The organism is Acidaminococcus sp. HCP3S3_H5, assembly GCF_052122235.1.
GTDB lineage: Bacteria > Bacillota > Negativicutes > Acidaminococcales > Acidaminococcaceae > Acidaminococcus.
Genome location: NZ_JBQKCS010000006.1, coordinates 67,428 through 91,160, shown reverse-complemented (window position 1 = coordinate 91,160; position 23,733 = coordinate 67,428). Strand labels below are relative to the sequence as shown.

At 57.6% G+C, this 23,733-nt stretch carries 20 protein-coding genes and 1 tRNA gene; 8 read left to right on the top strand and 13 right to left on the bottom strand.

Going from position 1 to position 23,733, the window contains the following annotated elements:
* Positions 1-4: 4 nt before the first annotated feature.
* The 3 genes from ACTQY5_RS08420 to ACTQY5_RS08410 are packed head-to-tail and all read right to left on the bottom strand — an operon-like array spanning position 5 to position 3,129.
* A complete protein-coding gene (locus tag ACTQY5_RS08420) occupies positions 5-1,045 on the bottom strand; it encodes a DNA polymerase III subunit (protein ID WP_022488354.1) in 1,041 nt (346 codons plus the stop codon).
* A gap of 21 nt (positions 1,046-1,066) precedes the next feature.
* Positions 1,067-1,687, bottom strand: coding sequence for a dTMP kinase (tmk, locus tag ACTQY5_RS08415; RefSeq protein WP_022488353.1), 621 nt, complete (start codon positions 1,685-1,687; stop codon positions 1,067-1,069).
* On the bottom strand, positions 1,684-3,129 hold the full coding sequence (locus ACTQY5_RS08410; protein WP_441369069.1) for an aminotransferase class I/II-fold pyridoxal phosphate-dependent enzyme: 1,446 nt from the start codon (positions 3,127-3,129) through the stop codon (positions 1,684-1,686). The genes tmk and ACTQY5_RS08410 overlap by 4 nt, the downstream gene beginning before the upstream one ends.
* A gap of 314 nt (positions 3,130-3,443) precedes the next feature.
* Between ACTQY5_RS08410 and ACTQY5_RS08405 the strand changes: the two genes are divergently transcribed.
* Entirely contained in the window at positions 3,444-4,232 is a 789-nt protein-coding gene (locus tag ACTQY5_RS08405; RefSeq protein WP_022488351.1) for an HAD-IIA family hydrolase, read from the top strand.
* Positions 4,233-4,374: 142 nt separating this feature from the next.
* Here ACTQY5_RS08405 and ACTQY5_RS08400 read toward each other — a convergent pair.
* Positions 4,375-4,465: transfer RNA gene (locus ACTQY5_RS08400), tRNA-Ser, on the bottom strand.
* A gap of 416 nt (positions 4,466-4,881) precedes the next feature.
* Positions 4,882-5,649 carry a basic amino acid ABC transporter substrate-binding protein gene (locus ACTQY5_RS08395; RefSeq protein ID WP_022487091.1) on the bottom strand — a complete coding sequence of 256 codons (768 nt, stop codon included), beginning with the start codon at positions 5,647-5,649 and terminating at the stop codon, positions 4,882-4,884.
* A gap of 424 nt (positions 5,650-6,073) precedes the next feature.
* On the opposite strand from ACTQY5_RS08395, the gene ACTQY5_RS08390 reads away from it, so the two are divergent.
* The 3 genes from ACTQY5_RS08390 (at position 6,074) to ACTQY5_RS08380 (ending at position 7,808) form a co-directional block, all read left to right on the top strand.
* Complete coding sequence (locus ACTQY5_RS08390; protein WP_441369068.1) at positions 6,074-6,670, top strand: HD-GYP domain-containing protein; 597 nt, start codon at positions 6,074-6,076, stop codon at positions 6,668-6,670.
* 56 nt (positions 6,671-6,726) lie between these two features.
* The gene (locus tag ACTQY5_RS08385; RefSeq protein ID WP_022487093.1) at positions 6,727-6,981 is read left to right on the top strand and encodes a TIGR03905 family TSCPD domain-containing protein; all 255 of its coding nucleotides are present in this window, start codon (positions 6,727-6,729) and stop codon (positions 6,979-6,981) included.
* A gap of 92 nt (positions 6,982-7,073) precedes the next feature.
* On the top strand, positions 7,074-7,808 hold the full coding sequence (locus ACTQY5_RS08380) for a DUF554 domain-containing protein (protein WP_441369067.1): 735 nt from the start codon (positions 7,074-7,076) through the stop codon (positions 7,806-7,808).
* Positions 7,809-7,845: 37 nt separating this feature from the next.
* Here ACTQY5_RS08380 and alr read toward each other — a convergent pair whose 3' ends face one another.
* Together alr and ACTQY5_RS08370 are read right to left on the bottom strand one after the other, a co-directional pair.
* Positions 7,846-9,015, bottom strand: a complete 1,170-nt coding sequence (gene alr / locus ACTQY5_RS08375; RefSeq protein WP_302575151.1) for an alanine racemase — start codon at positions 9,013-9,015, stop codon at positions 7,846-7,848.
* Positions 9,016-9,103: 88 nt separating this feature from the next.
* Positions 9,104-10,108, bottom strand: coding sequence for a nucleoside hydrolase (locus tag ACTQY5_RS08370; RefSeq protein ID WP_441369066.1), 1,005 nt, complete (start codon positions 10,106-10,108; stop codon positions 9,104-9,106).
* Between the two features lie 127 nt (positions 10,109-10,235).
* Here ACTQY5_RS08370 and ACTQY5_RS08365 point away from each other — a divergent pair, with 127 nt between their 5' ends.
* Positions 10,236-10,787, top strand: a complete 552-nt coding sequence (locus ACTQY5_RS08365; protein WP_022487097.1) for a PH domain-containing protein — start codon at positions 10,236-10,238, stop codon at positions 10,785-10,787.
* A 62-nt stretch (positions 10,788-10,849) separates the two neighbouring features.
* On the opposite strand, the gene ACTQY5_RS08360 is transcribed toward ACTQY5_RS08365, so the two are convergent.
* The 4 genes from ACTQY5_RS08360 to recD2 form a co-directional block, all read right to left on the bottom strand.
* Positions 10,850-12,724, bottom strand: coding sequence for an ABC transporter ATP-binding protein (locus tag ACTQY5_RS08360; protein WP_288310543.1), 1,875 nt, complete (start codon positions 12,722-12,724; stop codon positions 10,850-10,852).
* Positions 12,717-14,528 carry an ABC transporter ATP-binding protein gene (locus ACTQY5_RS08355; protein ID WP_229778496.1) on the bottom strand — a complete coding sequence of 604 codons (1,812 nt, stop codon included), beginning with the start codon at positions 14,526-14,528 and terminating at the stop codon, positions 12,717-12,719. Before ACTQY5_RS08355 ends, ACTQY5_RS08360 begins: the two co-directional genes overlap by 8 nt.
* Positions 14,529-14,612: 84 nt before the next feature.
* Positions 14,613-15,287, bottom strand: coding sequence for a ComF family protein (locus ACTQY5_RS08350; RefSeq protein WP_022487100.1), 675 nt, complete (start codon positions 15,285-15,287; stop codon positions 14,613-14,615).
* Positions 15,288-15,298: 11 nt separating this feature from the next.
* The gene (gene recD2, locus ACTQY5_RS08345; RefSeq protein WP_441369065.1) at positions 15,299-17,464 is read right to left on the bottom strand and encodes an SF1B family DNA helicase RecD2; all 2,166 of its coding nucleotides are present in this window, start codon (positions 17,462-17,464) and stop codon (positions 15,299-15,301) included.
* A 143-nt stretch (positions 17,465-17,607) separates the two neighbouring features.
* Here recD2 and speD point away from each other — a divergent pair, with 143 nt between their 5' ends.
* The 3 genes from speD (at position 17,608) to ACTQY5_RS08330 (ending at position 19,577) form a co-directional block, all read left to right on the top strand.
* A complete protein-coding gene (speD, locus tag ACTQY5_RS08340; protein ID WP_022487102.1) occupies positions 17,608-18,072 on the top strand; it encodes an S-adenosylmethionine decarboxylase in 465 nt (154 codons plus the stop codon).
* Between the two features lie 64 nt (positions 18,073-18,136).
* Positions 18,137-18,826, top strand: a complete 690-nt coding sequence (locus tag ACTQY5_RS08335) for an HAD family hydrolase (RefSeq protein ID WP_022487103.1) — start codon at positions 18,137-18,139, stop codon at positions 18,824-18,826.
* 4 nt (positions 18,827-18,830) lie between these two features.
* Complete coding sequence (locus ACTQY5_RS08330) at positions 18,831-19,577, top strand: pentapeptide repeat-containing protein (RefSeq protein WP_154488388.1); 747 nt, start codon at positions 18,831-18,833, stop codon at positions 19,575-19,577.
* Positions 19,578-19,685: 108 nt separating this feature from the next.
* Here ACTQY5_RS08330 and pta read toward each other — a convergent pair whose 3' ends face one another.
* Both pta and leuS read right to left on the bottom strand, forming a co-directional pair.
* A complete protein-coding gene (gene pta, locus ACTQY5_RS08325) occupies positions 19,686-20,699 on the bottom strand; it encodes a phosphate acetyltransferase (protein ID WP_022487105.1) in 1,014 nt (337 codons plus the stop codon).
* A 506-nt stretch (positions 20,700-21,205) separates the two neighbouring features.
* On the bottom strand, positions 21,206-23,695 hold the full coding sequence (gene leuS / locus ACTQY5_RS08320) for a leucine--tRNA ligase (RefSeq protein ID WP_022486643.1): 2,490 nt from the start codon (positions 23,693-23,695) through the stop codon (positions 21,206-21,208).
* Between the last annotated feature and the right edge of the window lie 38 nt (positions 23,696-23,733).

The window sequence follows — 23,733 nt, the reverse complement described above, 5'->3', positions numbered from 1 at the left end:
TCCTTTATTCCAGCATTCCATGGAGTTCCAGTGCCAGAGCCTCCACTGCCATCCGGCGGGTCACAAAGGACGCCAGGGCCCGGCGGCACTTTTCTTCCAGTTCCAGGGCCTGACGGAGCATCTTCTCCGACCAGCCTGCAAAACACAGGCCCAGCCTCTGGCGCAGATCTTCATTGTACAAAACCTGGGGCAGCCCGCTTTCCAGGATCAGACCGTCCCGTAACAGGAGGAGCAGCAGCTCCATGAGCACCAGGCTCTCCTGCCGGTCGTTTTTCAGCATCCAAGGCAGGCTGTCCGCGTAGACCAGGATATCCTCCCGGCCCGCCTGTTCCAGCAGGTCCAGGATGTTTTCCCGCAGCTTCAAGGCATCCAGCCGGAACCAGGTCAGGGCCTTGCCGGCAGAACCTCCTGCCAGCCGGGCCAGCACCGGCAGTTCCCGGCGCCATTTGGCTTCCACCTGGGCCAGGTCCTCTTCAGCCATATCTTCCGGACGGTCCCCTTCTCCCAGATGGATGGACGCCAGCACCTGTTCCGTTTCCGCCATGGAAAGAGGATCGAACCGGAGCTCCATCACCCGGGACCGGATGGTGGGCAGCAGTTTTTCCCGGCCGTCTGCCACCAAAAGGAACAGCCAGTAGTCCGGGGGCTCCTCCAGCAGCTTCAGCAGGCTGTTCTGGGCCTCTTCCCGGAGGGTATGGGCCTCATCGATGAGACACACCTTGTACCGGGACAATACGGGCCCGAAGGCAGCACTGGCCGCCAGCTGATGGATGGCCTCCACCCCGATGGTCCGGCTTTTGCCCCCGGGCTCCACCTGGATGAAATCCGGATGGCTGTCACTGTCCATGGCCCGGCAGCTCCGGCAGGTACAGGGGACCAGGGGATCTTCCAGGCACAGGAAACTTTTGGCGAAGGCCCGGGCCATTTTTTTCTTCCCGATGCCTTCCGGCCCACAGAACAGCAGAGAAGGCGTCTTCCGGGTCCCTTTGAGCATATTCTCCAGGAAGGTTTTGTTGGTTTCATGTCCGATGATGGATTCCCACATGGCTTTCCCCTTCCTGCCCGGTTATACCCATTTTTCCAGTTTCCGGATGATTTCCTCCGTCACCACTTCCGGTTCCCGGAGAGCATCCACCACCAGGATCCGATCCGGCTCCTCCTGGGCCAGTTGGAGATAGCCCGCCCGGATCCGGTCCTGGAATTCCAGTCCCTGGAGTTCGAATTTATCCACGGTGCCCCGGTCTTCCCGGCGTTTTACCAGTTCCCGGGGATCCCCGTCCAAAAGCAGGGTCACATCCGGCCGGAGGCCCCGGGTGGCAAAATCGTTCAGCTTCCGCAACTGAGCCAGATCCATGTTCCGGAGGATACCCTGGTAGACCAGGGTGGAATCGCTGAACCGATCGCAGAGCACCACCTGCCCTGCCGCCAGAGCCGGCCGGATGGCCTGGGCCACATGGTCCGCCCGGGCGGCCAGCTGGAGCAGGGTTTCCGTTTCCGCGGAAAGGTCCAGAGCCGGATCCAGCACCAGTTCCCGGATATTTTCCGCCGTGGGGGTCCCTCCCGGTTCCCGGGTGATCAGCACCTCCCGTCCGTAAAGCCGGAACCAGCGGGCCAGCTGCTGGGCCTGGGTGGTCTTGCCGCCTCCGTCCGGCCCTTCCAGGGTAATGAACAATCCTTGTTTCTTCATATCAGTACCTCGATCTGCTGGAGAGAGCTGTCCCGGGGACCGCTCACCAGCAGTTTTCTTTCCTGCATTTCCCGGCAGTACCGGATCAGTTCTCCGGTGATCCGCTCTCCGGGCATCACCAGAGGGATTCCCGGAGGATAGAAGCTGATGGTCTCTCCGGAGATCAGCCCTGCCGCCTTTTCAAAATCCACCGGTCTGTGGCCGGCAAAGAACGCCTCCCGGGGGAGCTTCACCATTTCCGGCAGCGCCGCCACCGGAGGCACAGGCTTCAGGTCCCGTTCCGGCTTCCGGATGGCTTCCAGCACCTGACAGAGGGTCCGGCCCATTTTTTCCAGTTCCGGTCCCTCATCAGCGTAGGTCACCAGCAGCAGTACATGGTCTTCGTCCACCAGTTCCACTGCGATGCCCGCCTGCCGGAGGGCATCCGCCGCTTCCGGACCGGTGACCCCCAAAGCGCTGACCTGGAGAGTGATCTTCCCCGGATCCAGGGCGGCCACGCCTCCCTGGCCCACCAGTTCCTGTTCCAGGACAGGAAGGCCGGGCACCTGGTGGAGCATCCGGCGGAGTACACCGGCTGCCCGTACCGACGCTTCTCCCATGGCTTTCCCCTGCTCTGCCAGCTGGGCCTGGGCTGCATCCAGGGCTCCCATCAGAAGATAGTTGGGGCTGGTGGTGGTCACCAGGCTCATGGCTCCTTCCATGGCTTCCGGAGAGATCCGGTCATAACGCACCTGGAGCAGGCTGCACTGGGTCATGGCCCCCACGATTTTGTGAGTGCTCTGGGCTGCTGCATCGGCACCGGATTCCATGGCACCGGGAGGCAGCTGGTCCGTGAACCCCAGATGGGGTCCGTGGGCCTCGTCCACCAGCAGCAAGGCGCCGTGGGCGTGGGCAATGTCTGCGATTTTCCGGGTTTCCGCCGCCAGGCCGAAATAGTTGGGGGTGGTCAGGAACACCGCCTGGATGGAGGGGTCCTTTTCCAGGGCCTCTGCCACCTGTTCCGGCGTCACCTGGAGAGTAAGCCGCCACTGGGGATCATAGGCCAGCTGTACATACACTGGATGGAAACCTCCCAGCACCAGGGCTCCCAAAACGCTCCGGTGGCTGTTCCGGGGGATCAAAATCTTATCCCCCGGTTTCAGGGCTCCCAGCAGCATCCCGTGGATCACCCCAGTGGTGCCGTTTACGCCCAGAAAGCACCGGTCCGCCCCGTAAAGCCGGGCCGCCAGTTCTTCCGTTTCCCGGATGCACCCTTCCGGGTGATGGATGTCGTCCAGTTCCGCCATCAGGGACACGTCGCTGGCAAGAGCCACGTCCCCCACCAGATGGCGGAGTGCCGGATCCGCTCCCCGTCCCCCTTTGTGACCTGGGGTATGGAGAGGATATACATGTTGAAGACGGTAGTTTTCCACTGCCGTCAATAAAGGTCTTTTTGCATTCATGATTTCACTCCTTGGCAATATCTTATTGTACCATATGGGGGGAAGAGGGGAAAGTGCGGAGTAGCAGGGTAAGTGGGTAAGTGATTAAGTGGTTGGGTGGTTGGCCGAAGGCCTGTGTCCCCCTGAAAGGGGGAAAGGCCCCGTGCTTGCACGGGCAGAGGGTTTCCCGGAGGGCAAGTATGTCTTTTTCGGAGAAAATGGCGCAAATTTTACCAATTTTTAACAAGATCTTTGCAGAATCTTATTGTGTTTTTCTGAAAATAAGGTCATAATGTAACAATAAGAATTATTTTCTGGCAACAAGGAGGTTCTTTATGCGTGATTTGAATATTATCCGCTCGAAAAAAGGCTTTATCAGTGATATGGACGGTGTGATCTACCATGGCAGCACCCTGCTGCCTGGTGTTAAGGAATTCGTGGCCTGGCTCCAGAAGGAAAAGAAACAGTTCCTGTTCCTGACCAACTCCAGTGAACGGTCTCCCCTGGAACTGCGGAAAAAGCTCCAAGCCATGGGACTGGACATCGAAGAAAGCCACTTTTACACCAGCGCCCTGGCCACGGCCCATTTCCTGAAGACCCAGGCCCCCGGCTGCTCCGCCTACATCATCGGGGCCCATGGGCTGATGAACGCCCTGTATGACGCAGGCATCACCTACAACGACGTGAACCCGGAATATGTAGTAGTGGGCGAAACCAACGGGTACAATTATGAAATGATCATCAAGGCCACGGAGCTGATCCACAAGGGGGCCAAGCTCATCGGTACCAACAGCGACATGACCGGCCCCAGCGACCGGGGGATCATCCCGGCCTGCCGGGCTCTCATCGCCCCCATCGAACTGGCCACCGGGAAAAAGGCCTATTTCATCGGCAAACCCAACCCCCTGATGATGCGCACCGGCCTGAAACGGCTGGGAGTCCATTCGGAAGACGCGGTGATGATCGGGGACCGGATGGATACGGATGTGATCGGCGGGGTGGAATCGGGCATGGAAACGGTGCTGGTGCTCACCGGGGTCTCCAACCGGGAAAACATCAAGCAGTTTTCCTATCAGCCCCATTACATCCTCAACGGTATCGGGGATCTGGTACCAGAGAAATAAGGGGCTGCCTGAGCAGCCCCAGTCGCGGGCCACGAGCCGTGACTGGAGACCGAAGGCGGCTGTAAAAAATAATTTTTCATTTTTTACAGCCGCCTTTTTTAGGCACAAAAAAACCTGCCCACAGGCAGGTTTTGATTTTGAATGGCGGAGTGGGAGAGATTCGAACTCTCGCGGGGTTTAACCCCCCTAACGATTTAGCAAACCGTCCTCTTCAGCCACTTGAGTACCACTCCGTTTGAATCAGCTGACTTGTTTATAATACACGATTTGCTGGTTTCTGTCAACAGTTTTTTTAGAGGGGATATGGCAGGGCAAATACCCGGCATTTGCCTTCCGTCGGCCGCTGACCGCTGACAAGGGGGTGTTGCACGTTATGTGCAACACCCCGGCCTCGTGAGCCGCATAGCGGCTCAGTCTCGGGTCTCGAGCCAAATGAAAAATTTGCAGGCAAATTTTTGAACGTGTAAATCGATACCGTAGGGGCTGCACGCCGGGCAGCCCGCCAAATCATCGATTATCTGTGCATTTTGCGGGGCGCCGGGCCTGCGCCCCCTACGGTTATACACAATAAGAAGAACCTGGTCGAAGGACAGGTTCTATCCAGTAGCCCGCGACCAAAAAAAGGGGTGCTGCTCATGCAGCAACCCCTTTACTTAAACCACTTGTCATAGATTTTCTGATATTCCCCGCTCTTTTTCAGTTCTCCCAGAGCTTTGTTCAGCTTGTCGCTGAGCTCTTTGTTCTTTTTGGCGGTGGCGATGCCGTACATGTCCCCTTTGGTGGGTTTTCCCACCATCTTGGCATATTCGCTGCCCCCCTGTTTCAGGAAGTACTGGAGCACCGGCAGGTCACTGATTACCGCATCGGCTCCCCCGTTCTTCAGCTCCAGGCAGGCGGTATCGGAGGTATCAAAGGTCTTTACCGTAGCCCCTTCGATTTTCCCGGCGGCGTCAGCCCCGGTGGTCCCCAGCTGGACGGCGATGGTCTTCCCTTTCAGGTCCTCCAGGCTCTTGATGGCGTTGTTGTCCTTCCGGACCACGGTGGCCAGACCGGATTCATAGTAAGGATCCGTGAAGTTCACCTTCTGTTTCCGGGCATCGGTGATGCTCATGCCCGCAATGGCCACGTCGATGTTGCCGGCGTCCAGGGCAGGGATCAGGGCATCGAAGCCCATGCCTTTCACCGTGACTTTCTCAAACCCGGCCTTTTTCCCCATGGCCTTGATCAGGTCCAGATCGAACCCGGTCAGCTCTCCGCTCTGTTTGTCCGGGAATTCAAAGGGCGCAAAGGAAGGTTCCGTCCCTACGATCAGTTCCTTCTTCTCCGCCGGCTTGGTTCCGGCAGTCTGGCTGCCTCCGCAGCCCAGGGTTCCCATCAGTGCAGCGAACAGGCAGATCGCAGCTAGAATCTTTTTCATAATTATTCCTCCCTCATTCAGCCCTTTCCGTATTGTATGGCTTTGATTAGGATTAATTATACGACTCTATGTATTATTATGCAACAGTTTTTTAATAAAAATACAAAAAACAACTCAGCTGACCTGGTTTTCGCCCCCACACCCGCCTGCTGGAAGGTTCGCTCCTAAGCCTCATGCTCCCCACTACTGCTTCTCTCGCTTTTCGCGGCAGGACTTACTTCTAAGCTGCACCGTGCTCACAATGGCTTTTCATTGCTTACGTGGATCGTTTTGCCTGCAACTGGCATCGACTTGCAACCACAGACCTGAGTTGTTTGTTCTATTATAAAAGCCGGGGAAAACTTTGGCAACCGGAAATTCACAAAGGAGCGGTTTTAGTGTATACTGAAAGCGGATAGAAATCTCAAGCAAAGGTCGAATTCTCATGATCACCATTCCCCAATTCCTGGATTTTCCCACGGATACCGACACCACGGAAATCGTACAGGGGTTCCTGAAACTGCTGGAACTGAAAAGCCACGGGCTCTTTCTCCACAGCCAGCAGGTGGCCAACTATGTGGCTGCCACGGCCATCAAAATGGGGCTGCCTCTCAACGAGGTCGGCTGCATCAAAACGGCGGCCCTGCTCCATGATATCGGGCAGTTGTCCATCCCCAACACCATCCTGGCCAAATATCCCTATTTCAATATCCGGGAACGGGCGGCCTACCGGCGGCACTGTGAAGCCGGGGCCAGCATGGTGGAAAATATCCCGGCCTTTGCCCATATCATGAAGATCATCCTCCACCACCACGAAAACTGGGACGGCAGCGGCTACCCCAAACGGCTGAAAGGAGTCAATATCCCCATCGGCAGCCGGATCATCGCCGTGGCCAATTTCTACGACCGGAAATGCAATCCCTGCACCCGTCAGTGGCAGATCGCCGGCTGCAAAAGCCCCCAGGTGATCCGGGATCTGGCCGGGATCCAGTTCGACCCGGATGTGGTCCAGGCCTTTTTCGCCTCCATTGCCAATCATTAAGAAAGCACAACCGGACCTCCGGTTTGCCCATAAATCTTTTTGAGGAGTACACACCCATGAAAAACTTTACCGTAAAGACCCAGGGAACCTGTGCCCGCCAGATTGAATTCGGTCTGGAAGACGGCAAGCTCCACAATATCCATTTCCAGGGAGGCTGCCCCGGCAACCTGTCCGCCATCAGCAAACTGCTGGAAGGCGCCGATGCCCGCCATGCGGTGGAACTGCTGAAAGGCAACACCTGCGGGGATAAAGCCACCTCCTGTGCCGATCAACTGGCCAAAGGTGTGGAAGAAGCGTTGAAGGAAGAATAAGAAAGAAGAGCTGCACACTGGGTGCAGCCCTTTTTTTCATGCCCAATTTATAGTAAAATAGTAATGATACATACTTTTGAGGGGGATTTGTTATGCCAATTGGGGTTTTGATGAATGTGGCTGCGGTGGTACTGGGGGGAATCCTGGGGAATTTCCTGGGGCCGCGGCTTTCGGAGGATTTCAAGGAGAAGCTGACCACAGTGTTCGGCTCCTGTGCCCTTTTGATGGGAGTCATCTCCATTACCTTCATGAAGAATCTGCCGGCGGTGGTGTTTGCGGTGATTGCCGGCACCATTGTGGGCCTGGGGATCCACCTGGGGGACCGGATTGTCAACGGATCCCGGAACCTGGAAAAACTGATCAGCCGGGTGCTGCCCGCTTCCACTGGGGACAGCCTGATTCCCCGGGAAGAATATGAAAGCCGGCTGATCACCATCATTGTGCTGTTCTGTGCCAGCGGCACCGGGATCTACGGCAGCATGGTGTCCGGCATGGCCGGGGATCACAGCATCCTCATTGCCAAATCCATCATGGACTTGCCTACGGCAGCCCTTTTTGCCTGTGAACTGGGGATCATCGTCAGCTTCATCGCCCTGCCCCAGCTGGTGATCTTCCTGTGCCTGTTCGTTCTGGCCAATGCCATGCTGCCCTTCTGCACTCCGGACATGATCGGAGATTTCAAGGCCTGCGGAGGGACCCTGCTCCTGGCCACCGGGTTCCGGATGCTCCAGCTGAAAGATTTCCCCATAGCCGATATGATCCCGGCCATGGCCCTGGTGATGCCCTTGTCGGCGGTGTGGAGCGGAGTAATCGTACCGCTGTTGTAAGAAAACGGGGCTGTTGCGTATGCAACAGCCCCGTTTTTCACATCCTCAGCATCAATTCTTTTTCCACTACTTTCCCGTCCTGCACATACACCCGGGGCACCCGCTTGCTGATGTTGCAGGTGATTTCGTAGGGAATGGTGCCGGCCAGAGCGGCCAATTCATCCAGGGACTGATGGGTGCCGAACAGTTCCAGTTCGCTGCCCACGTCCACTTTCGGCTTGTCCGTCAGGTCCACCATGCACATATCCATGCAGATCCGTCCCCGCTGGGGAGCCAGGCCCTGTTCCGTCACGAAACCGCACCGGTTGGACAGGCAGCGCATGAACCCGTCGGCGTACCCGATGGGCGCCACCCCCATCCGGGTGGTCCTGTCACAGGTGTAGATGCCTCCGTAGCTGATCCTGGTCCCTTTGGGATAGATCTTGATGGTGCTGATGGTGGTCTTCACCGCCATCACCGGCTTCAGCCCCAGGATCCGGGCGTGTTCTCCATAGCCGTAAAGCAGCAGCCCCGGCCGGACCATGTCCAGATGGGTATCGGGGAACAGGGTGGTGGCCCCGGTATTGGCGCAGTGGCGGATTTTGAATTTCTTTCCGGTCCGTTTTTCCACTTCGTCGCAGACATTTTTGAACAGTTGGAACTGGTGCCGGGTATAGGCCAGGGCCTCTTCTCCCGGTTCATCGGCCACGGCGAAATGGGTGAAGATTCCTTCCGGCTCCAGACCGGGCAGGCTGCAGGCGTGGATGATTCCCTCCACCCCGTGTTCGAAATAATCTCCCTCGCAGATGTACCCCAGCCGGGACATGCCCGTATCCACCTTCACATGGATCTTCAGGGTTCCCCCGTACTTCACGGCTTCTTCACTGTATTCCAGGGCCTTGGCTTCACAGGTCACCGCCTGGGTGATGTTGAAGCAGATCAGCCGGTCCACCTGTTCCCGGGGGGTATGGCCCAGGATCAGGATGGGCATGGTGATGCCGTTGAACCGGAGTTCCATAGCTTCGTCGATGCTGCTCACCGCCAGATAGTTGGCGCCCAGGGACTGGAGCAGTTTCCCCACCTGGACGGCTCCGTGGCCGTAGGCATCCGCCTTCACCACTCCCAGGAATTTCACCTTGGGTCCGATGTGTTCCCGGATTTTATGATAGTTGTAGGCCAGGGCGTCCAGATCGATTTCCGCCCAGGTACGGCGCAGCGTAGATTTCATGTTCATATCCCCTTTGCAGAAGGCCACGGCTCAAGGCAGGCCCTTTTCTCTGCTTTATGATACCACATTTTTCCGGCCAGGGCACGGTTTACTGGCCGAAGCTCTTTTCCAGGGCTTTCCACTGGTATCGGGGATTCACTCCCAACACCGCATGGATCAGGGTCCCCTGGGGATTTTCCTGGAGTTGTCCGTTCTTGTCCACGGTGATCCGCCGGTCCTCCACGGCGAACTGTTCCGGAGCCAGCTGATAGAGCACCGGGAAAATAGCCGGCAGCACCGCCGCATTCTCTTCCCCGGCTTTGGCATGGGCAGCCTGGTTGGCCCGGATCAGATCCATGAATTCCGGCCAGGTACCCTGCCGGGACAGATTCTGGAGCTCTTCTTCTTCAATGTACTGGGTACCGGTGAGTTCCACCGGGAACAGGGTAATATCCAAACCGCTTTCCATTACGATTTTCACCGCTTTGGGGTCCCAGGCGAAGTTGGCTTCCCCCGGGGTTTCCGGATCCGGAGCCGCCAATTGGCCTCCCAGGATGTACACTTGGTCGATCCGGCTTTTGATGTCCGGATCCTGGACCAGGGCTGCCAGGGTGGACAGAGGGCCGGTGGCTACATAGGTGATGTGCCGGTGCTGTTTCAGTTTTTCCCGGGCTTCTTCCAGGCTGCCGGGCTGAACCAGTTTCCGGCCGTTTTTTTCGTTTTTATCCCGGAAAGTATCCGAAAGGCCCAAAAGACCATCCTTCCCGTTGAATCCGGGTTCCCGGTATCTGGGCTTTTTCCCCTTCCAGGGACGGTCCGCCCCGTGGTATACCGGCAGATCCAGTTCCAGATCCCCCAGGACCAGTACCAGGTTGCTGCTGGTCTGCTTTTCCGGGGCATTGCCATAGGTAGCCAGCACCAGATCCGGTACCACCTGCCTTTGCTTCATCAGAAACAGGGCCAGGGCATCATCGCTGCCCGGATCGCTGTCAAAGACCAGGGACGGGGCTCCTGCCGTTTCTCCTGCCGCAGCTCCGGAAATCCCGGGGATGCTGAAGGTACAGGCACATATCAGGCCTGCCACCAGCAAAGCCAGTTTTTTCTGTATGTTCACCAAGGTACCAAACCTCCCATTGTCAAAAATAACCATGTAATAGTATAGTACGGAAGAAGAAAGGTGGCAAGGGAAAGCGGATATGGTATAATCGGGGAAGACGACAATCATGAAGGAGAGATGCACTATGGAACCCAATCCGCAGGAAAATCCCGAAACAGCGGAAAACAGCCAGGCGTCCCCGGATACAGCGGCGGACGCTTCGGAAGAAAAAAAGACGGAACAGACGGAAGCTCAGGCTTCCCAGGAGGCAGCCGCCCCAAACCTGCCGGCGGAAGATGAGGCAGAAGAGGCGGAAACCCGGCCCATGGACGAAGAAGAAGAGAAACCCCTGGCCCGGGCGGACCGGTCCCTGATGTATTTTTTCTGGCCTCTGGTGGTGCTGATTCTGTACGTGCCGGCAGGGCTGATCTGGCTCTGCTTCCGGTTCATGTACTATAAATCCCAGCTGCTGCTCCTTACCAACAAACGGCTGGTGCTGTTCAAAGGAGCATTCAAGAAGAAGCAGTATATGATTCCCCTGGACATGGCCGCCCAGATGACCATGGAACAGGGATTCCTGGGCCGGAAAGCCGGCTACGGCACCCTGGTCATCGGAAAAGGCAAAGAAGCGATCCGGTACGATTACGTCCGGGATCCGGAGAAGTTCATAAAGAAGTGCAAAGAGGCTGTGAATTGATTCACAGCCTCAGCCGCGGCCCCAAAAAGGGGACTGTTGCACATGCAACAGTCCCCTTTTTGTCATTCCAGCTCAAACGCTCCCGTGTACAGCTGCCAGTACATCCCCTTCTGGGCCAGCAGCTGTTCATGGGTTCCCTGCTCCCGGATCCTGCCGTGATCCAGCACCAGGATCTGATCAGCGTTCCGGACGGTGGACAGCCGGTGGGCGATGACGAATACGGTCCGCCCTTCCATCAGGGCATCCATCCCCTGCTGGACAATCTGTTCGGTCCGGGTGTCGATGCTGGAGGTGGCTTCGTCCAAAATCATCACCGGAGGATCCGCCACCGCCGCCCGGGCAATGGCCAGCAGCTGGCACTGGCCCTGGCTGAGCCCGGCACCGGCCCCTTTCAGCACTGTAGCATACCCCTGGGGCAGGTGCCGGATAAAGTCGTCCGCTCCGGCCCTTTTGGCCGCCGCCACACATTCCTCATCGGTGGCGTCCAGCCGTCCGTACCGGATGTTTTCCAGCACCGTGGCGGTAAACAGCACCGTATCCTGGAGCACCATGCCCAGGGACCGGCGGAGAGCCCCTTTCCGGATCTGTTCCAGAGGGATCCCGTCATAGGTGATGGACCCGGAAGCAATGTCGTAGAACCGGGTGAGCAGGTTGGTGATGGTGGTCTTCCCGGCGCCGGTGGCCCCTACCAGGGCGATTTTCTGGCCGGGCAGGGCATCGATGGAAATATCCTGGAGGATGGGTTTACCCTTTTCATACCCGAAATCCACATGGCGGAAATGGACCTCTCCCTGGAGAGGCTGCAGTTCTTCCTTTCCCGCTTTTCCCGGCAGCACCCAGGCCCAGTGCCGGACCCCAGTGCCTTCTTCCAGAGGCCGCAGTTCCACGGTCCCGCTGTCCTGTTCCGATTTTTCGTCCAAAAGCCCGAAGATCCGTTCCGCCCCGGCCATGCCCATGACCATGGCGTTGATCTGGGGGGAGATCATCTGGATGTTGGTGGCAAACTGCCGGCTCATGCCCAAAAAGGGCACCATCACCGCCAGGCTGAAGGGCAGCCCGGAAAGGGACAGGTTGGGCACCTGTTTTTCCAGGAACAGGCCTCCGCAGGCCGCCACGATGATGTAGATCAGATAGCTTACATTGTTCAATATGGGCATCAGGGTGTTGGAATACTGGTTGGCTTTGCAGGAAGCATCAAAAAGAGCCTGGTTCACCCGGTCGAACTCCGCCCGGGCTGCCCTCTCATGGTTGAACACCTTGATCACCTTGCCCCCGTTGATGCTTTCTTCCATGAAGCCTTCACAGTCCGCCAGGGTGTGCTGCTGCTCCATGAAATACCGGGCACTCCGGCCCCCCACTTTCCGGGTAATGACCACGGACCAGAGGGAGCCTCCCACCACCACAAGGCTCATCCACAGGCTGTAATACAGCATAATGGCCAAAAGCACCGTCAGCGTCACAGCGGTGACGCATAACTGGGGAAAAGACTGGGAAATCATCTGCCGGAGGGCTTCCACGTCGTTGGTGTAATAGCTCATGATGTCCCCCCGCTGGTGCCGGTCGAAATACCCCAGAGGCAGGGTTTCCATATGGGTGAACAGCTTTTCCCGGAATTTGGCCAGACTCCCCTGGTTGAATACCGCCAGCAGCTGGTTGTAGGTTACATTGGCCAGAAGGCTCACCAGGTACAGCAGGGCCAGGATCCGCACATAGCCGTAGATTTCCGGCTGGACCGCCGCCCAGGGCAGCTGCTGGTTCCAGGCCCTTTCCAGCACGGCCACCACCTTCTGCATGAAGATCCCGGGCAGGGACAGGATTCCCGCATTGATGAAGATCAGCACCAGGATCCCGGGCAGCAGCCGGGGATAGAACCCCCACAGGGTCCGGAAGAACCGCCAGGCTTTTTTCCAGCTGAAGATGTTTTTCTTCTCAGCCATGGAGCGTCCCCTCCTTTTCCCTTTCTTTTTCCAGCAGATTCTGGGACCGGGCCATTTCCTGGTAGATGTCATCGGTCCGGAGCAGCTCTCCATGGGTACCCATACCGTGGATCCGTCCCTTGTCCAGCACCAGGATCCGGTCCGCCCGTTCCACGGAAGACAGCCGCTGGGCGATGATGAAGGTGGTGGTGCCGGGAAGGGCCGTGGCCAGGGCGTCCCAGATGGCCCGGTCCGTCCGGGTGTCCACTGCCGACGTGCTGTCGTCCAGGATCAGGATCCTGGGCCGTTTCAACAGGGCCCGGGCAATGCACAGCCGCTGTTTCTGGCCTCCGGACAGGTTGGTGCCCCCCTGTTCGATCCAGGTGTCATATCCTTTGGGCAGCCTCCGGATGAATTCGTCCGCACAGGCCCACCGGCAGGCTTCTTCCAGTTGGGCCTGGGTGGCATGGGGATTTCCCCAGCGCAGGTTGTCCGCCACCGTACCGGAAAACAGCAGGTTTTTCTGGAGCACCATGGCCACGTTTTCCCGGAGGGTTTCCAAGTCGTACCGGCGCACGTCCACCCCGCCCACCTGGACAGAGCCGGCAGTCACATCATAGAGCCGGGGAATCAGCTGGACCAGGGAGGATTTGCCGCTGCCGGTGCCTCCCACGATTCCCACCACTTCCCCGCTCCGAACGGACAGGGTAATGTCCTGGAGCACCGGTTCCCCGGTACTCCCTTCATATTGAAAAGAGACCCCCTGGAAATCCACAGAGCCGTCCCGGACGGTTTTCACCGGATCAGCCGGGGAAGTGAGGGTACTGGCTTCTTCCAGCACTTCCCGGACCCGCTGGACCGATTCTTCCGTAAAGGTAAGCATCACCATGATCATGGACAGCATCATGAGGGATCCCAGGATCTGGAAGCTGTAGGTGAGCAGGGTGGAAAACTGGCCAATGTCCAGCAGCCGGCCCCGGGTGGTGACGATGAGCCGGGAGCCCTGGGTCAAAAGGAAAATCATGACCCCGTAAATGCAGATCTGCATGAGCGGGTTGTTCAGGGCCACGTACCGTTCCCCTTTGGTGAAGATGGCCTGGACCTTCCGTGCGGTTTCATCGAATTTGGCGATTTCCGTTTTTTCCCGGACAAAGGATTTTACCACCCGGATGCCCTTGATGTTTTCCTCCACCTTGTAGTTCAGGGCATCGTACTGAGGGAAGCCTTTCCGGAAAAGGCCCACGGACAGCACGGCAATTTTATACAGTCCATAGCCCAGAATGGGGATCACCACCAGAAAGCACAGGGCCATCCGTCCCCCCATGTACCAGGCCATGAAGAAGGAGGCCAGCAGGTTGAAGGGGGCCCGGAAGGCGGTGCGCACCAGCATCATGAAGGCCATCTGGATATTCTGGATGTCCGTGGTGAGGCGGGTCACCAGGGAGGCGGAGGAGAACCGGTCCATATTCCCGAAGGAAAATTCCTGGATCTGATAGAACACGTCCTGGCGGAGATTCTTAGCAAAACCGCAGGAAGCCCGGGCGCAGGTGATTCCGGCCACATAGCCGCAGGCTAGGGCGCACAGAGCCATGAGGAGCAGGATCCCCGCATAGTGGAGGATCCGGTCCAGTCCGCAGCCTGCCTTCACCTCATTGACCAGCAGAGCGATTTCATAGGGGATCAGGGCCTCGAACACCACTTCCCCCATGACGGTAATGGGAGTCAGCAGAGCATCTTTTTTGAATTCCCGGAGGGACCGGAGCATCATCAGCCAGGAACCCTGGCGGGAAACCCCTGCCCCTGATTTTCGGTTGTTGTTTTCCATAGCACATCCCCTGTTTCCGTTAGTATGAACTATCTTATAGCTTACCATAAAAAAGGAGCTGCTGCACGGGCAACAGCTCCTTTATCAATTCCCACTGGCCAGGGCCAGCGCATAAACCTTTTTCACTCCTCCCTGCTTCAGGGTCCGGGCGGCTTCTTCCAAGGTGCTGCCGGTGGTGCAGATGTCGTCGCAGAGCAGCACGATATCCGGCAGATTTTCCTGCCGGACCAGGGTGAAGCATCCTTTGATGTTCTTTTTCCGTTCTTCCGGGGTCAGGCCGTACTGGGGCCGGGTGCTCCGGTTCCGGATCAGCAGGGTCTCCCACCGGTACCCTTCCTGCCGGCACCAGGGCCGGAAGATTTCTTCCGGCAGGTCGTATCCCCGTTTTTTCCGCCGCCGGGGATCCGTGGGGATGCCGGTGGCACACAGGGTCACTTCCGGAGGCAGGTCCCAGGAGAATTTCCCCTCCTGGCGGATCCCCCGGGCCCATTCTTCCCCCAGCCGGGGCAGCAGGTCCTCCCGCCCCTGAAATTTGGCCTGCTGGAGGGTTTTCTGGATGGCCCCGGCGTAATCCAACAGGAAGAACATCCCGTCCACATGGGGACAGTCCAGACTCCCGGGATGGAAAGAACGGGGATGCCACACCCCTTCCCGGCACCGGCCGCACAGGACCCCCGGTTCCCGGACCTCCTCCCCGCAGCCGGGACAGCAGTGGGGATAGAACAGGGACTGGAGCAGGGCAAGGATGGATGAGAACATGGTGCACCTCTTCACTCACTGTACCTTTTCAGCCGTTCCGCCAGGAGACTGTAACGCTTCCGGGTCCGGTCATTGCCTACAGCGGCGGCCAGGGCTTTTTTGCTCCCGGCCAGGTACACCTGCTTTTTGGCCCGGGTGATGGCGGTATAGAACAGGTTCCGCTGGAGCAGGATGTAGTGGCTCAATACCAATGGCATGAGCACCACGGCATATTCGCTGCCCTGGCTTTTGTGGACGCTCATGGCATAGGCCAGCCGCAGATCGGAGATTTCCGCCCCTTCGTAGTTCACCGCCTCCCCTTCCGCCCGGTCCGGGAAGTCCACGGTCACATAGGCTCCCTGGATGCTCCGGATCCGGCCGATGTCCCCGTTGAACACGTTCTTTTCATAATTGTTCCGGATCTGCATCACCTTGTCCCCTTCCCGGAGCAGCAGGAAGCTTCCCCGGTACTCCTGTTTTTCCGGGTCCGGGGGATTCATCCGGGCCTGGAGCAGGTTGTTCAGGTTCTCCACCCCGCACAGGTTCTTATGCATGGGGGTAAGCACCTGGAGGCTGTCCTGGGGTTGGGTCCGGGCCAGATGGGCATAAAGGTCCACAATATAGTGCATGGTTTCCTCTTCCGTGGCAAATTCCCGGAAGCTGAAATCCTTCTCCCCTTCCCATTGGGGCATCAGCCCCTGGTTGATCCGGTGGGCATTCCGGACTATGGGGCTCAGTTCCGCCTGACGGAACACGTTTTCCAGCCGGACAATGGGCATGGTGCCGCTGCGGATAATGTCCTGGAGCACGGAGCCGGGCCCCACACTGGGCAGCTGGTCCACATCCCCCACCAGGATCAGCCGGCAGCCCAGCGGCAGAGCCTTCAGCAGGTTGTACATCAGCACGATGTCCATCATGGAGGCTTCGTCCACAATCACCGCATCCGCCTCCAGGGGATTGTCCTCATCCCGGCCCCAATAGGAATCCCCTTCTCCGTTGGGAGTGTATTCCAAGAGCCGGTGGACCGTAAGAGCCGGCTTCCCGGCGCTTTCCGACAGACGCTTGGCCGCCCGTCCTGTAGGCGCTGCCAGCAGGATCTTGCACCCGGCCTGTTCCATCACCGACAGGATTCCCTTCACCACGGTGGTTTTCCCGGTGCCGGGACCCCCGGTGAGCACAAAGACCCCATGGTCCACGGACGCCTTCACCGCTTCCGCCTGTTCCGGGGCCAGCTGGATCCGTTCATCCTGTTCCCATTCCCGGATGATCTTCTGGTAGTCCACCTTCCACAGGGCGTTCACATTGTCCCGAAGGGCCAGGAGCCGCCGGGCCACCCCTTCTTCCGCCCGGTACAGGTATTCCGGATACACGTCCACATGGTCCCCCTGGTCCTCCACCCGGAGCAGGTTGTCCCGGAGCAGCTGGTCGAAGACCTGACGCACTTCCAGAGGTTCCACCTGGAGCACTTTGGCCGCCATGGCCACCAGCCAGGAATCCGGCACACAGGTATGGCCCTGGTTGGCTCCCTGGAGCAGGGTAAAATGGATCCCCGCCCGGATCCGGTCCTCGTCATGTTCATCCACCCCCAGGTTCCGGGCCAGGGTGTCCGCCGTCCGGAACCCGATCCCGTCCACATCTTCCGCCAGGCAGTAGGGGTTGTTGCTGATCCGGGTCACCGCCGTATTCCCGTACAGAGCCTGGATCCGGGGAGCGAAGTTGCCGCTGATCCCGTGGCTTTCCAGGAAAAACACCAGTTCCCGGTTTTCCCGGAGTTCTCCATAGGAAGTCACAATGGCCTCCGCCTTCTTTTTGCCGATGCCGCTGACCTCCCGGAGCCGTTCCGGGAATTTTTCCAGGATCTCCAGGGTATCCTCCCCGAACTTGTCCACGATCCGCTGGGCCATGGCCGGGCCCACTCCCTTCAGCACCCCGCTGCCCAGCATCTTCACCAGGCCTTCCGCCCCCTTGGGCTGGATGGCTTCCCAGCTCTGGGCCTGGAACTGACGCCCGAACCGGGGATGTTCCCCCCAGGTGCCCGTAAGCCGCACCTGTTCTCCGGCATAAGGGGCCTGTCCCTTGTAAACAATGGAAATGGTCCCCACTTCCGGATTTTCTCCCCGGAAGACACTGAAGGTGCCTGTAGCTGCCTGGAAGACGATATTTTTAATGGTGATTTCGATGGAAACGGTTTCGGCCATACCCTGCTGCTCCTTCTGAACGTATGTTCCTATCATTATAGCATAGTTTTCCGTTTTTTTTGACAGCCCATGGAGAATTACGGTATAATAAGAAAGCTGAATTCTGAACGAAATCGAAGAAAATCAAAGGAAGTGAACGCCACGTGATTGGAAAAGGCACACAGGCAGCGCTGGACATGTACCGCTGTGCAGAAGAAGTTGTATTCGACAAAGAAAAGATCCGGGATATTCTGGAAGAAGCCGCCGAACGGTTCTGTCTGAAGGAACTGGCCCTGTATTCCACAGAAAATGATGAAGGAGACGATTTCTGTTTCGTCATGCTGTGTACCAACGGCCATCTTTTCCTCCATGTCTTCCCCACCTACGGGTATGTGGAGGCGGATGTATTCACCCTGGAAAGCGCGGCCAATCCGGAACAGGTGGCTGTATTCCTGCGGCAGGAATTCGGTCCTGACCAGTCCAAACTCACCACCCTGAAACGGGGGGACTACGGTTCCATCAAAGACATGAAGCCTCAGCGGAAAAAGATGGTGAAGACCATGCGCCGGGCCAAGAACGCAGGCGCCAAACTGAAGAAATTCATGACCTGGAAAAAAGACAAGGAATAAGACAAAGAACAAGAGGCTCTGCTGCGGCGCCTCTTGTTTTTGACAATCAAAGGAAGAATGAACCATGAAATATATCTGCTGGGACATTGACGGCACCCTGCTGCTCACCAACTACGCCGGGGTGGCTGCCATGAAGTCCACCATCAACGACCTGTACGGTCTGGACAATTTTGAATTCACCTACGGCATGGCCGGCCGGACGGACACCTATATTGCCCGGAAGGCCATCGAAGGGATCCAGGGCCACTGTACCCCGGACGAAGTGACCCGGATGCTCCAGGCCTACGGAAAAAAACTCCCGGCCTCCCTGGTGGCCAAAAAAGGCCATCTCCTGCCCCATGTACAGACCACCCTGGACTGGCTCCGGGAAAACCCGGACACCACCAGCCTGCTGCTCACCGGCAACTGCGAAGTAGCCGCCCATGCCAAGCTCCGGTATTTCGGCATTGAAGAGGAATTCGACTACAGCCGCAGTGCCTTCGGGGAAATCAGCGAGCTCCGGGACGACCTGTCCCAGGCCCTGTGGGACAAAGTGCGGAAAACGGATCCGGCAGCCACCCGGGACCAGCTGGTGGTCATCGGGGATACTCCCCACGACATTACCTGCGCCCAGGCCATCGGGGTCCGGAGCCTGATTGTACTGAAAGGCTCCGCCTACAAACCGGACCGGCTGGAAGCTTATCACCCCTGGAAGATCATCCCGGAACTGCCGGAAGACCCCAAAGACCTGATGGCCATCCTGGAGGAGGAGTAAGACCATGTTTGGAAAAAAAGTTTTTCTCACAGCCCTGCTGGCCCTGACCGCTGCCCTGCCGGTTTCCGCCTACCGGCAGAGTGATGTGGATCAGCTGCTGGCCACCCGTTCCTGCCCCGGCGGGGATCTCCGGGGCGCTTATCTCCGGGATGCGGATCTTACGGGAGCCAATCTCCAGGGGGCGGATCTCAGCTATGCCAATATGACCAGCGCCATTTTGGAAAACGCCAACCTGAAGGAAGCCAATCTCCAGAAAGCCAATCTGCGGAATGCCTATATGGCTGGTTCCGACCTGGAAGGGGCGGACCTGTCCAACGCCAATTTTTCCCATACGGTGCTGAACCGGAGTTCCCTGGTGGGGGTCACCGCCTACCGGACCAGCTTTTCCCATGCTCTTTTGACCTTCGCCAACCTGTACACGGCGGACCTGCGGGAAAGCAATTTCGACTATGCCAACGGAGCCATGGCCAACTTCTTTTCCGCCAACCTGGCCCGGAGCTGGCTGTTCGGGACCCAGCTCCGGGGAGCCAACTTCACCTCCGCCAACCTGTACAACGCCCGGCTCCGGAAGGCCAGCCTGCCGGAAGCCAATTTCAAGAACGCCAATCTCATGAGCTCCACCCTGGAAGGGAGCAACCTGAGCAAAGCAGTGCTCACCAACGCCAACCTGGACGATGCGGACCTGAGCCACGCCAACCTGGAAGGTACCCAGTTCTCCAGCGCAGATCTGGCGCTGGCGTACAGGAAATAAAAAAGGAGGTGTGAAAGAATTCACACCTCCGGTCTCGGACCGCGGGTCACGACCCGAGACCTTCACAAAAAAAAGCTGTTGCTCTCGCAACAGCTTTTTTTATACTTTTTATTTCCCTTCAGCAGCAATGGCGTCGCTGGCGCAGACAGCCACTACGTCTACTACGTCCTGGGTGGAGCAGCCGCGGCTCAGGTCCAGAACCGGTTTGGCCAGGCCCTGTACCAGAGGCCCAAGGCAGGTGGCACCGCTGAACCGTTCAACCAGTTTGTAACCGATGTTGGCAGCGCACAGGTTCGGGAAGATCAGCACGTTGGCATGGCCGGCCACTTTGGAGCCAGGAGCCTTCCGTTCCCCAACTTCAGGAACCAGGGCAGCATCAGCCTGGAGTTCACCGTCGAAAGCGAAGTCCACGTTCCGGGATTTCAGGATTTCAACAGCTTCCTTCACTTTGTCAACTTCTTCACCGGAGCCGGAGCCTTTGGTGGAGTAGCACAGCAGAGCCACTTTCGGTTCTGCGATTTCCAGGGTGGTCTTGGCCCGTTCAGCGCAGCTTACAGCGATATCGGCCAGCTGTTCAGCAGTGGGATCGATGATAACGCCGCAGTCCCCGAAGACCAGTTTGCCGTGGTCGCCCAGGTTTTCTTTGTCGCTGAGCACAATGAAACCGCTGCATACGGTCTTGTTGCCGGGTTTTACGCCCACAACCTGCAGGCCGGCTTTGATGGTGTCAGCGGAAGTCCGGGTGGAACCGGAAACAACGCCGTCAGCATCGCCCATGGCCAGAAGGCCGGCACCAAAGAAGGTGGTATCTTTCAGCATGATTTCCCGTGCTTTTTCCACGGTCATGCCCTTTTTCTTTCTCCGTTCTGCGAAGTAAGCGCACAGTTCGTCCATTTTTTCATAGGTTGCAGGGTTGACGATCTTTACGCCGTCAAAGCTGATGCCCAGACGTTCTGCATCTTTCTGCAGTTTGGCGGGATCCCCTACCAGCACGATTTTAGCAAACCCTTCCTTCGTAACGATAGCAGCAGCTTTCAGAGCTCTGTCACTGTCGTTTTCCGGCAGCACAATCACCTTTTGTGCAGGTTTAACACGAGCCTTCAGTTCGTCCATAAATGCCATTCCATATCACTCCTACCCAAATATTAAAAGGCTGGCGCAGAGCGCCCCTTTTCACAGCTTCTATTATATCACTTTTTTCCGCAATACCGCAGGAGAACTTTTCCCATTTTAAAACAAGTAATATTCTGATAAAGGTGCTGCTTTCCCAGCAGCACCTTGTCAACGGTCAGTTGTCAGCAGCCGAAGGAAATCAATTCTGCAAATTGATTTTGAATGGAAACGCAGCCTGCGGCGGCTAACCCACCACCCATGCTGCGCATGGATACCCCCGCCCTTGAAAAGGGCGGATACAGGCTCGGGCTGGCGCCCATTGCTCCCGTGACACGCGGGCTGAGCACCAGTGTCACTATCCGCCCCTTTTCAAGGGCGGGGGACCAGCCGTAAGGCTGGTGGTGGGTTAGCCGCTTCAGCGGCGTTTCCATTCGTGTCCAAGCGCTGCGGCGGTTGGATTCCTTCGGCAGCTGACAGTTGACAAGGGGCTGTTGCTTGCGCAACAGCCCCTTTTTTTACTTCGCTACAATATTCACCAGCCGGCCGGGGACGGCGATGACTTTCATCACTTTCTTGTCTCCGATGGCGGCTTTGACTTCTTCCTGTTCCAGGGCCAGGTTCCCCAGGTCCTCTTTGCTGATTTCCGGTGCGGTCATGATCCGTGCCTTGGGTTTCCCGTTGACCTGGATCAGCACTTCCACCTGTTCCACTTTGATGGCTTCCGGGTCGTAGGTGGGCCAGGGTTCCTTGTGGATGCTGTTTTCGCTGCCCATGGCGTCATGCCACAGTTCTTCGGTGATGTGGGGCGTAAAGGGCGCCAGCATCAGCAGCAGCTTGGAAATGGCTTCGTACACCAGACCGTCGTTCACCGGTTTGGCCTTTTCCCGGTACGCATACAGGGCATTCACCAGTTCCATCAGGGTGGAAATGGCAGTGTTGAAGTTGAACCGGTTGTCAATGTCCTCGGTGACCTTCTTGATGCTCACATGGAGGATGTGCCGCAGTTCTTCGTCCGCTTCGTTCAGGTGGGCGGTATCATAGGAGGTGACCTTCCGGGCCAGCACATCCTTGAAGTAGTACACGATCCGCCATACCCGGTTCAGGAACCGGAAGGACCCTTCCACTCCCTGGTCGCTCCATTCCAGTTCCCGTTCCACAGGAGCGGCGAACATAATGAAGAGACGGGCGGTATCGGCCCCGAACTTCCCGACGATTTCTTCCGGAGACACCACGTTCCCCAGGGATTTGGACATTTTGGCCCCGTCCTTGATCACCATGCCCTGGGTCAGCAGGTTGGTGAAGGGTTCGTCCGCTTTTACCAGGCCGGCGTCGTGGAGCACCTTCATGAAGAACCGGGAATACAGCAGGTGCAGGATGGCGTGTTCGATGCCCCCGATGTACTGATCCACCGGCATCCAGTGATTTACGGCTTCTTCGCTGAAGGGAGCCTTGTCATTGTGGGGATCAGTGTAGCGCAGGTAGTACCAGGAAGAGCACAGGAAGGTATCCATGGTGTCCAGTTCCCGTTTGGCCGGACCCCCGCATTTGGGACAGGTGCAGTTGACGAACTGTTCACTGGTAGCCAGGGGAGAAGAGGCACCGGCGTCGAACTTCACGTCCAGAGGCAGCTTCACCGGCAGGTCTTTTTCCGGCACCAGCACTTCTCCGCAGTGCGGGCAGTACACCACCGGAATGGGACAGCCCCAGTACCGCTGACGGCTGATCAGCCAGTCCCGGAGACGGTAGTTGATCCGCCGTTTCCCCAGGCCTTTTTCTTCCATATAGTCAATGATGGCCTTCATGGCCTTGTGCATTTCCATGCCTGTGAAGGGACCGGCATTCACCAGTACCCCGTCTTTGTCCTCATAGGCATCGGTCATTTCTTCCAGCTTCAGTTCCTTGTCCTTGGGCTGGAGGGTGAGGATCTTCTTGATGCCGTATTTGGTGGCAAACATCCAGTCACGATGGTCCCCGGTGGGCACCCCCATAACGGCGCCGGTACCGTAGTCCACCAGTACATAGTTGGTGATCCAGATCTGGACTTTTTCCCCGGTGAGAGGATGGATGCAGTCCACTCCGGTGTACATGCCCAGTTTTTCCGATTCACTGGAGGTCCGTTCAATATCGGAGGTGTTCTTCACTTTGTTGCAGAAGGCTTCCAGTTCCGCTTTCCGGGGATTGTCCTTCAGCAGTTCTTCCACCATGGGATGTTCCGGAGGGATCACCACAAAAGTGACCCCGTAGATGGTATCCGGACGGGTGGTGTACACATTCAGTTTCTTGTGGAGGCTGGGAACTTCAAAGCCGAATTCCAGACCTTCGCTGCGGCCGATCCAGTTCCGCTGCATGGTCTTCACCCGGTCCGGCCAGCCCGGCAGTTTGTCCAGGTCGTCCAGCAGCTGTTCCGCATAGTCGGTGATCTTGAAGAACCACTGGCTCAGCTGTTTCTTTTCCACCGGCTGATGGCAGCGCCAGCATTTGCCGTCTTCCACCTGTTCGTTGGCCAGTACGGTGCCGCAGGTGTCGCACCAGTTCACGGAGGCTTCCTTCTTCACAGCCAGGCCCCGTTTGTACATCAGTTCAAAGAACCACTGGGTCCATTTGTAGTACTCTTCCTTGCAGGTGACCACTTTCCGGTCCCAGTCATAGGACAGTCCCAGTTCCTTCAGCTGCCGGGTCATGTTGGCGATGTTTTCCATGGTCCATTTGGCAGGGGGAATCTTGTGTTTGATGGCGGCATTTTCCGCAGGCATGCCAAAAGAGTCGAAGCCGATGGGATGGAGCACATTGAAGCCCCGCATGGTCCGGAACCGGGCCACCACGTCCCCGATGGAATAGTTCCGCACATGGCCCATGTGCAGGTTCCCGGAGGGATACGGGAACATTTCCAGCACATAGGATTTGGGCCGGGGATCCTCATTGCTGACCTGGTAGGTCTTGTTGTCTTCCCAATACTTCTGCCACCGGGCTTCGATCTCGTGTGGCTCGTACTTTTCCTTGAACATGAACATACCTCCTAAAAAAGAAAACCCGTCTGAAACAC

Excerpts from the sequence above, each read along its gene's own strand:
- ACTQY5_RS08410 (WP_441369069.1), bottom strand. The coding sequence starts at position 3,129 with ATGAATGCAAAAAGACCTTTATTGACGGCAGTGGAAAACTACCGTCTT.
- ACTQY5_RS08420 (WP_022488354.1), bottom strand. The coding sequence starts at position 1,045 with ATGTGGGAATCCATCATCGGACATGAAACCAACAAAACCTTCCTGGAG.
- alr (WP_302575151.1), bottom strand. The coding sequence starts at position 9,015 with ATGAAATCTACGCTGCGCCGTACCTGGGCGGAAATCGATCTGGACGCC.
- pta (WP_022487105.1), bottom strand. The coding sequence starts at position 20,699 with ATGGCATTTATGGACGAACTGAAGGCTCGTGTTAAACCTGCACAAAAG.
- tmk (WP_022488353.1), bottom strand. The coding sequence starts at position 1,687 with ATGAAGAAACAAGGATTGTTCATTACCCTGGAAGGGCCGGACGGAGGC.
- ACTQY5_RS08365 (WP_022487097.1), top strand. The coding sequence starts at position 10,236 with ATGGAACCCAATCCGCAGGAAAATCCCGAAACAGCGGAAAACAGCCAG.
- ACTQY5_RS08355 (WP_229778496.1), bottom strand. The coding sequence starts at position 14,528 with ATGGAAAACAACAACCGAAAATCAGGGGCAGGGGTTTCCCGCCAGGGT.
- leuS (WP_022486643.1), bottom strand. The coding sequence starts at position 23,695 with ATGTTCAAGGAAAAGTACGAGCCACACGAGATCGAAGCCCGGTGGCAG.
- ACTQY5_RS08385 (WP_022487093.1), top strand. The coding sequence starts at position 6,727 with ATGAAAAACTTTACCGTAAAGACCCAGGGAACCTGTGCCCGCCAGATT.
- ACTQY5_RS08405 (WP_022488351.1), top strand. The coding sequence starts at position 3,444 with ATGCGTGATTTGAATATTATCCGCTCGAAAAAAGGCTTTATCAGTGAT.
- ACTQY5_RS08395 (WP_022487091.1), bottom strand. The coding sequence starts at position 5,649 with ATGAAAAAGATTCTAGCTGCGATCTGCCTGTTCGCTGCACTGATGGGA.
- ACTQY5_RS08380 (WP_441369067.1), top strand. The coding sequence starts at position 7,074 with ATGCCAATTGGGGTTTTGATGAATGTGGCTGCGGTGGTACTGGGGGGA.
- ACTQY5_RS08350 (WP_022487100.1), bottom strand. The coding sequence starts at position 15,287 with ATGTTCTCATCCATCCTTGCCCTGCTCCAGTCCCTGTTCTATCCCCAC.
- ACTQY5_RS08360 (WP_288310543.1), bottom strand. The coding sequence starts at position 12,724 with ATGGCTGAGAAGAAAAACATCTTCAGCTGGAAAAAAGCCTGGCGGTTC.
- ACTQY5_RS08335 (WP_022487103.1), top strand. The coding sequence starts at position 18,137 with ATGAAATATATCTGCTGGGACATTGACGGCACCCTGCTGCTCACCAAC.
- ACTQY5_RS08390 (WP_441369068.1), top strand. The coding sequence starts at position 6,074 with ATGATCACCATTCCCCAATTCCTGGATTTTCCCACGGATACCGACACC.
- recD2 (WP_441369065.1), bottom strand. The coding sequence starts at position 17,464 with ATGGCCGAAACCGTTTCCATCGAAATCACCATTAAAAATATCGTCTTC.
- ACTQY5_RS08330 (WP_154488388.1), top strand. The coding sequence starts at position 18,831 with ATGTTTGGAAAAAAAGTTTTTCTCACAGCCCTGCTGGCCCTGACCGCT.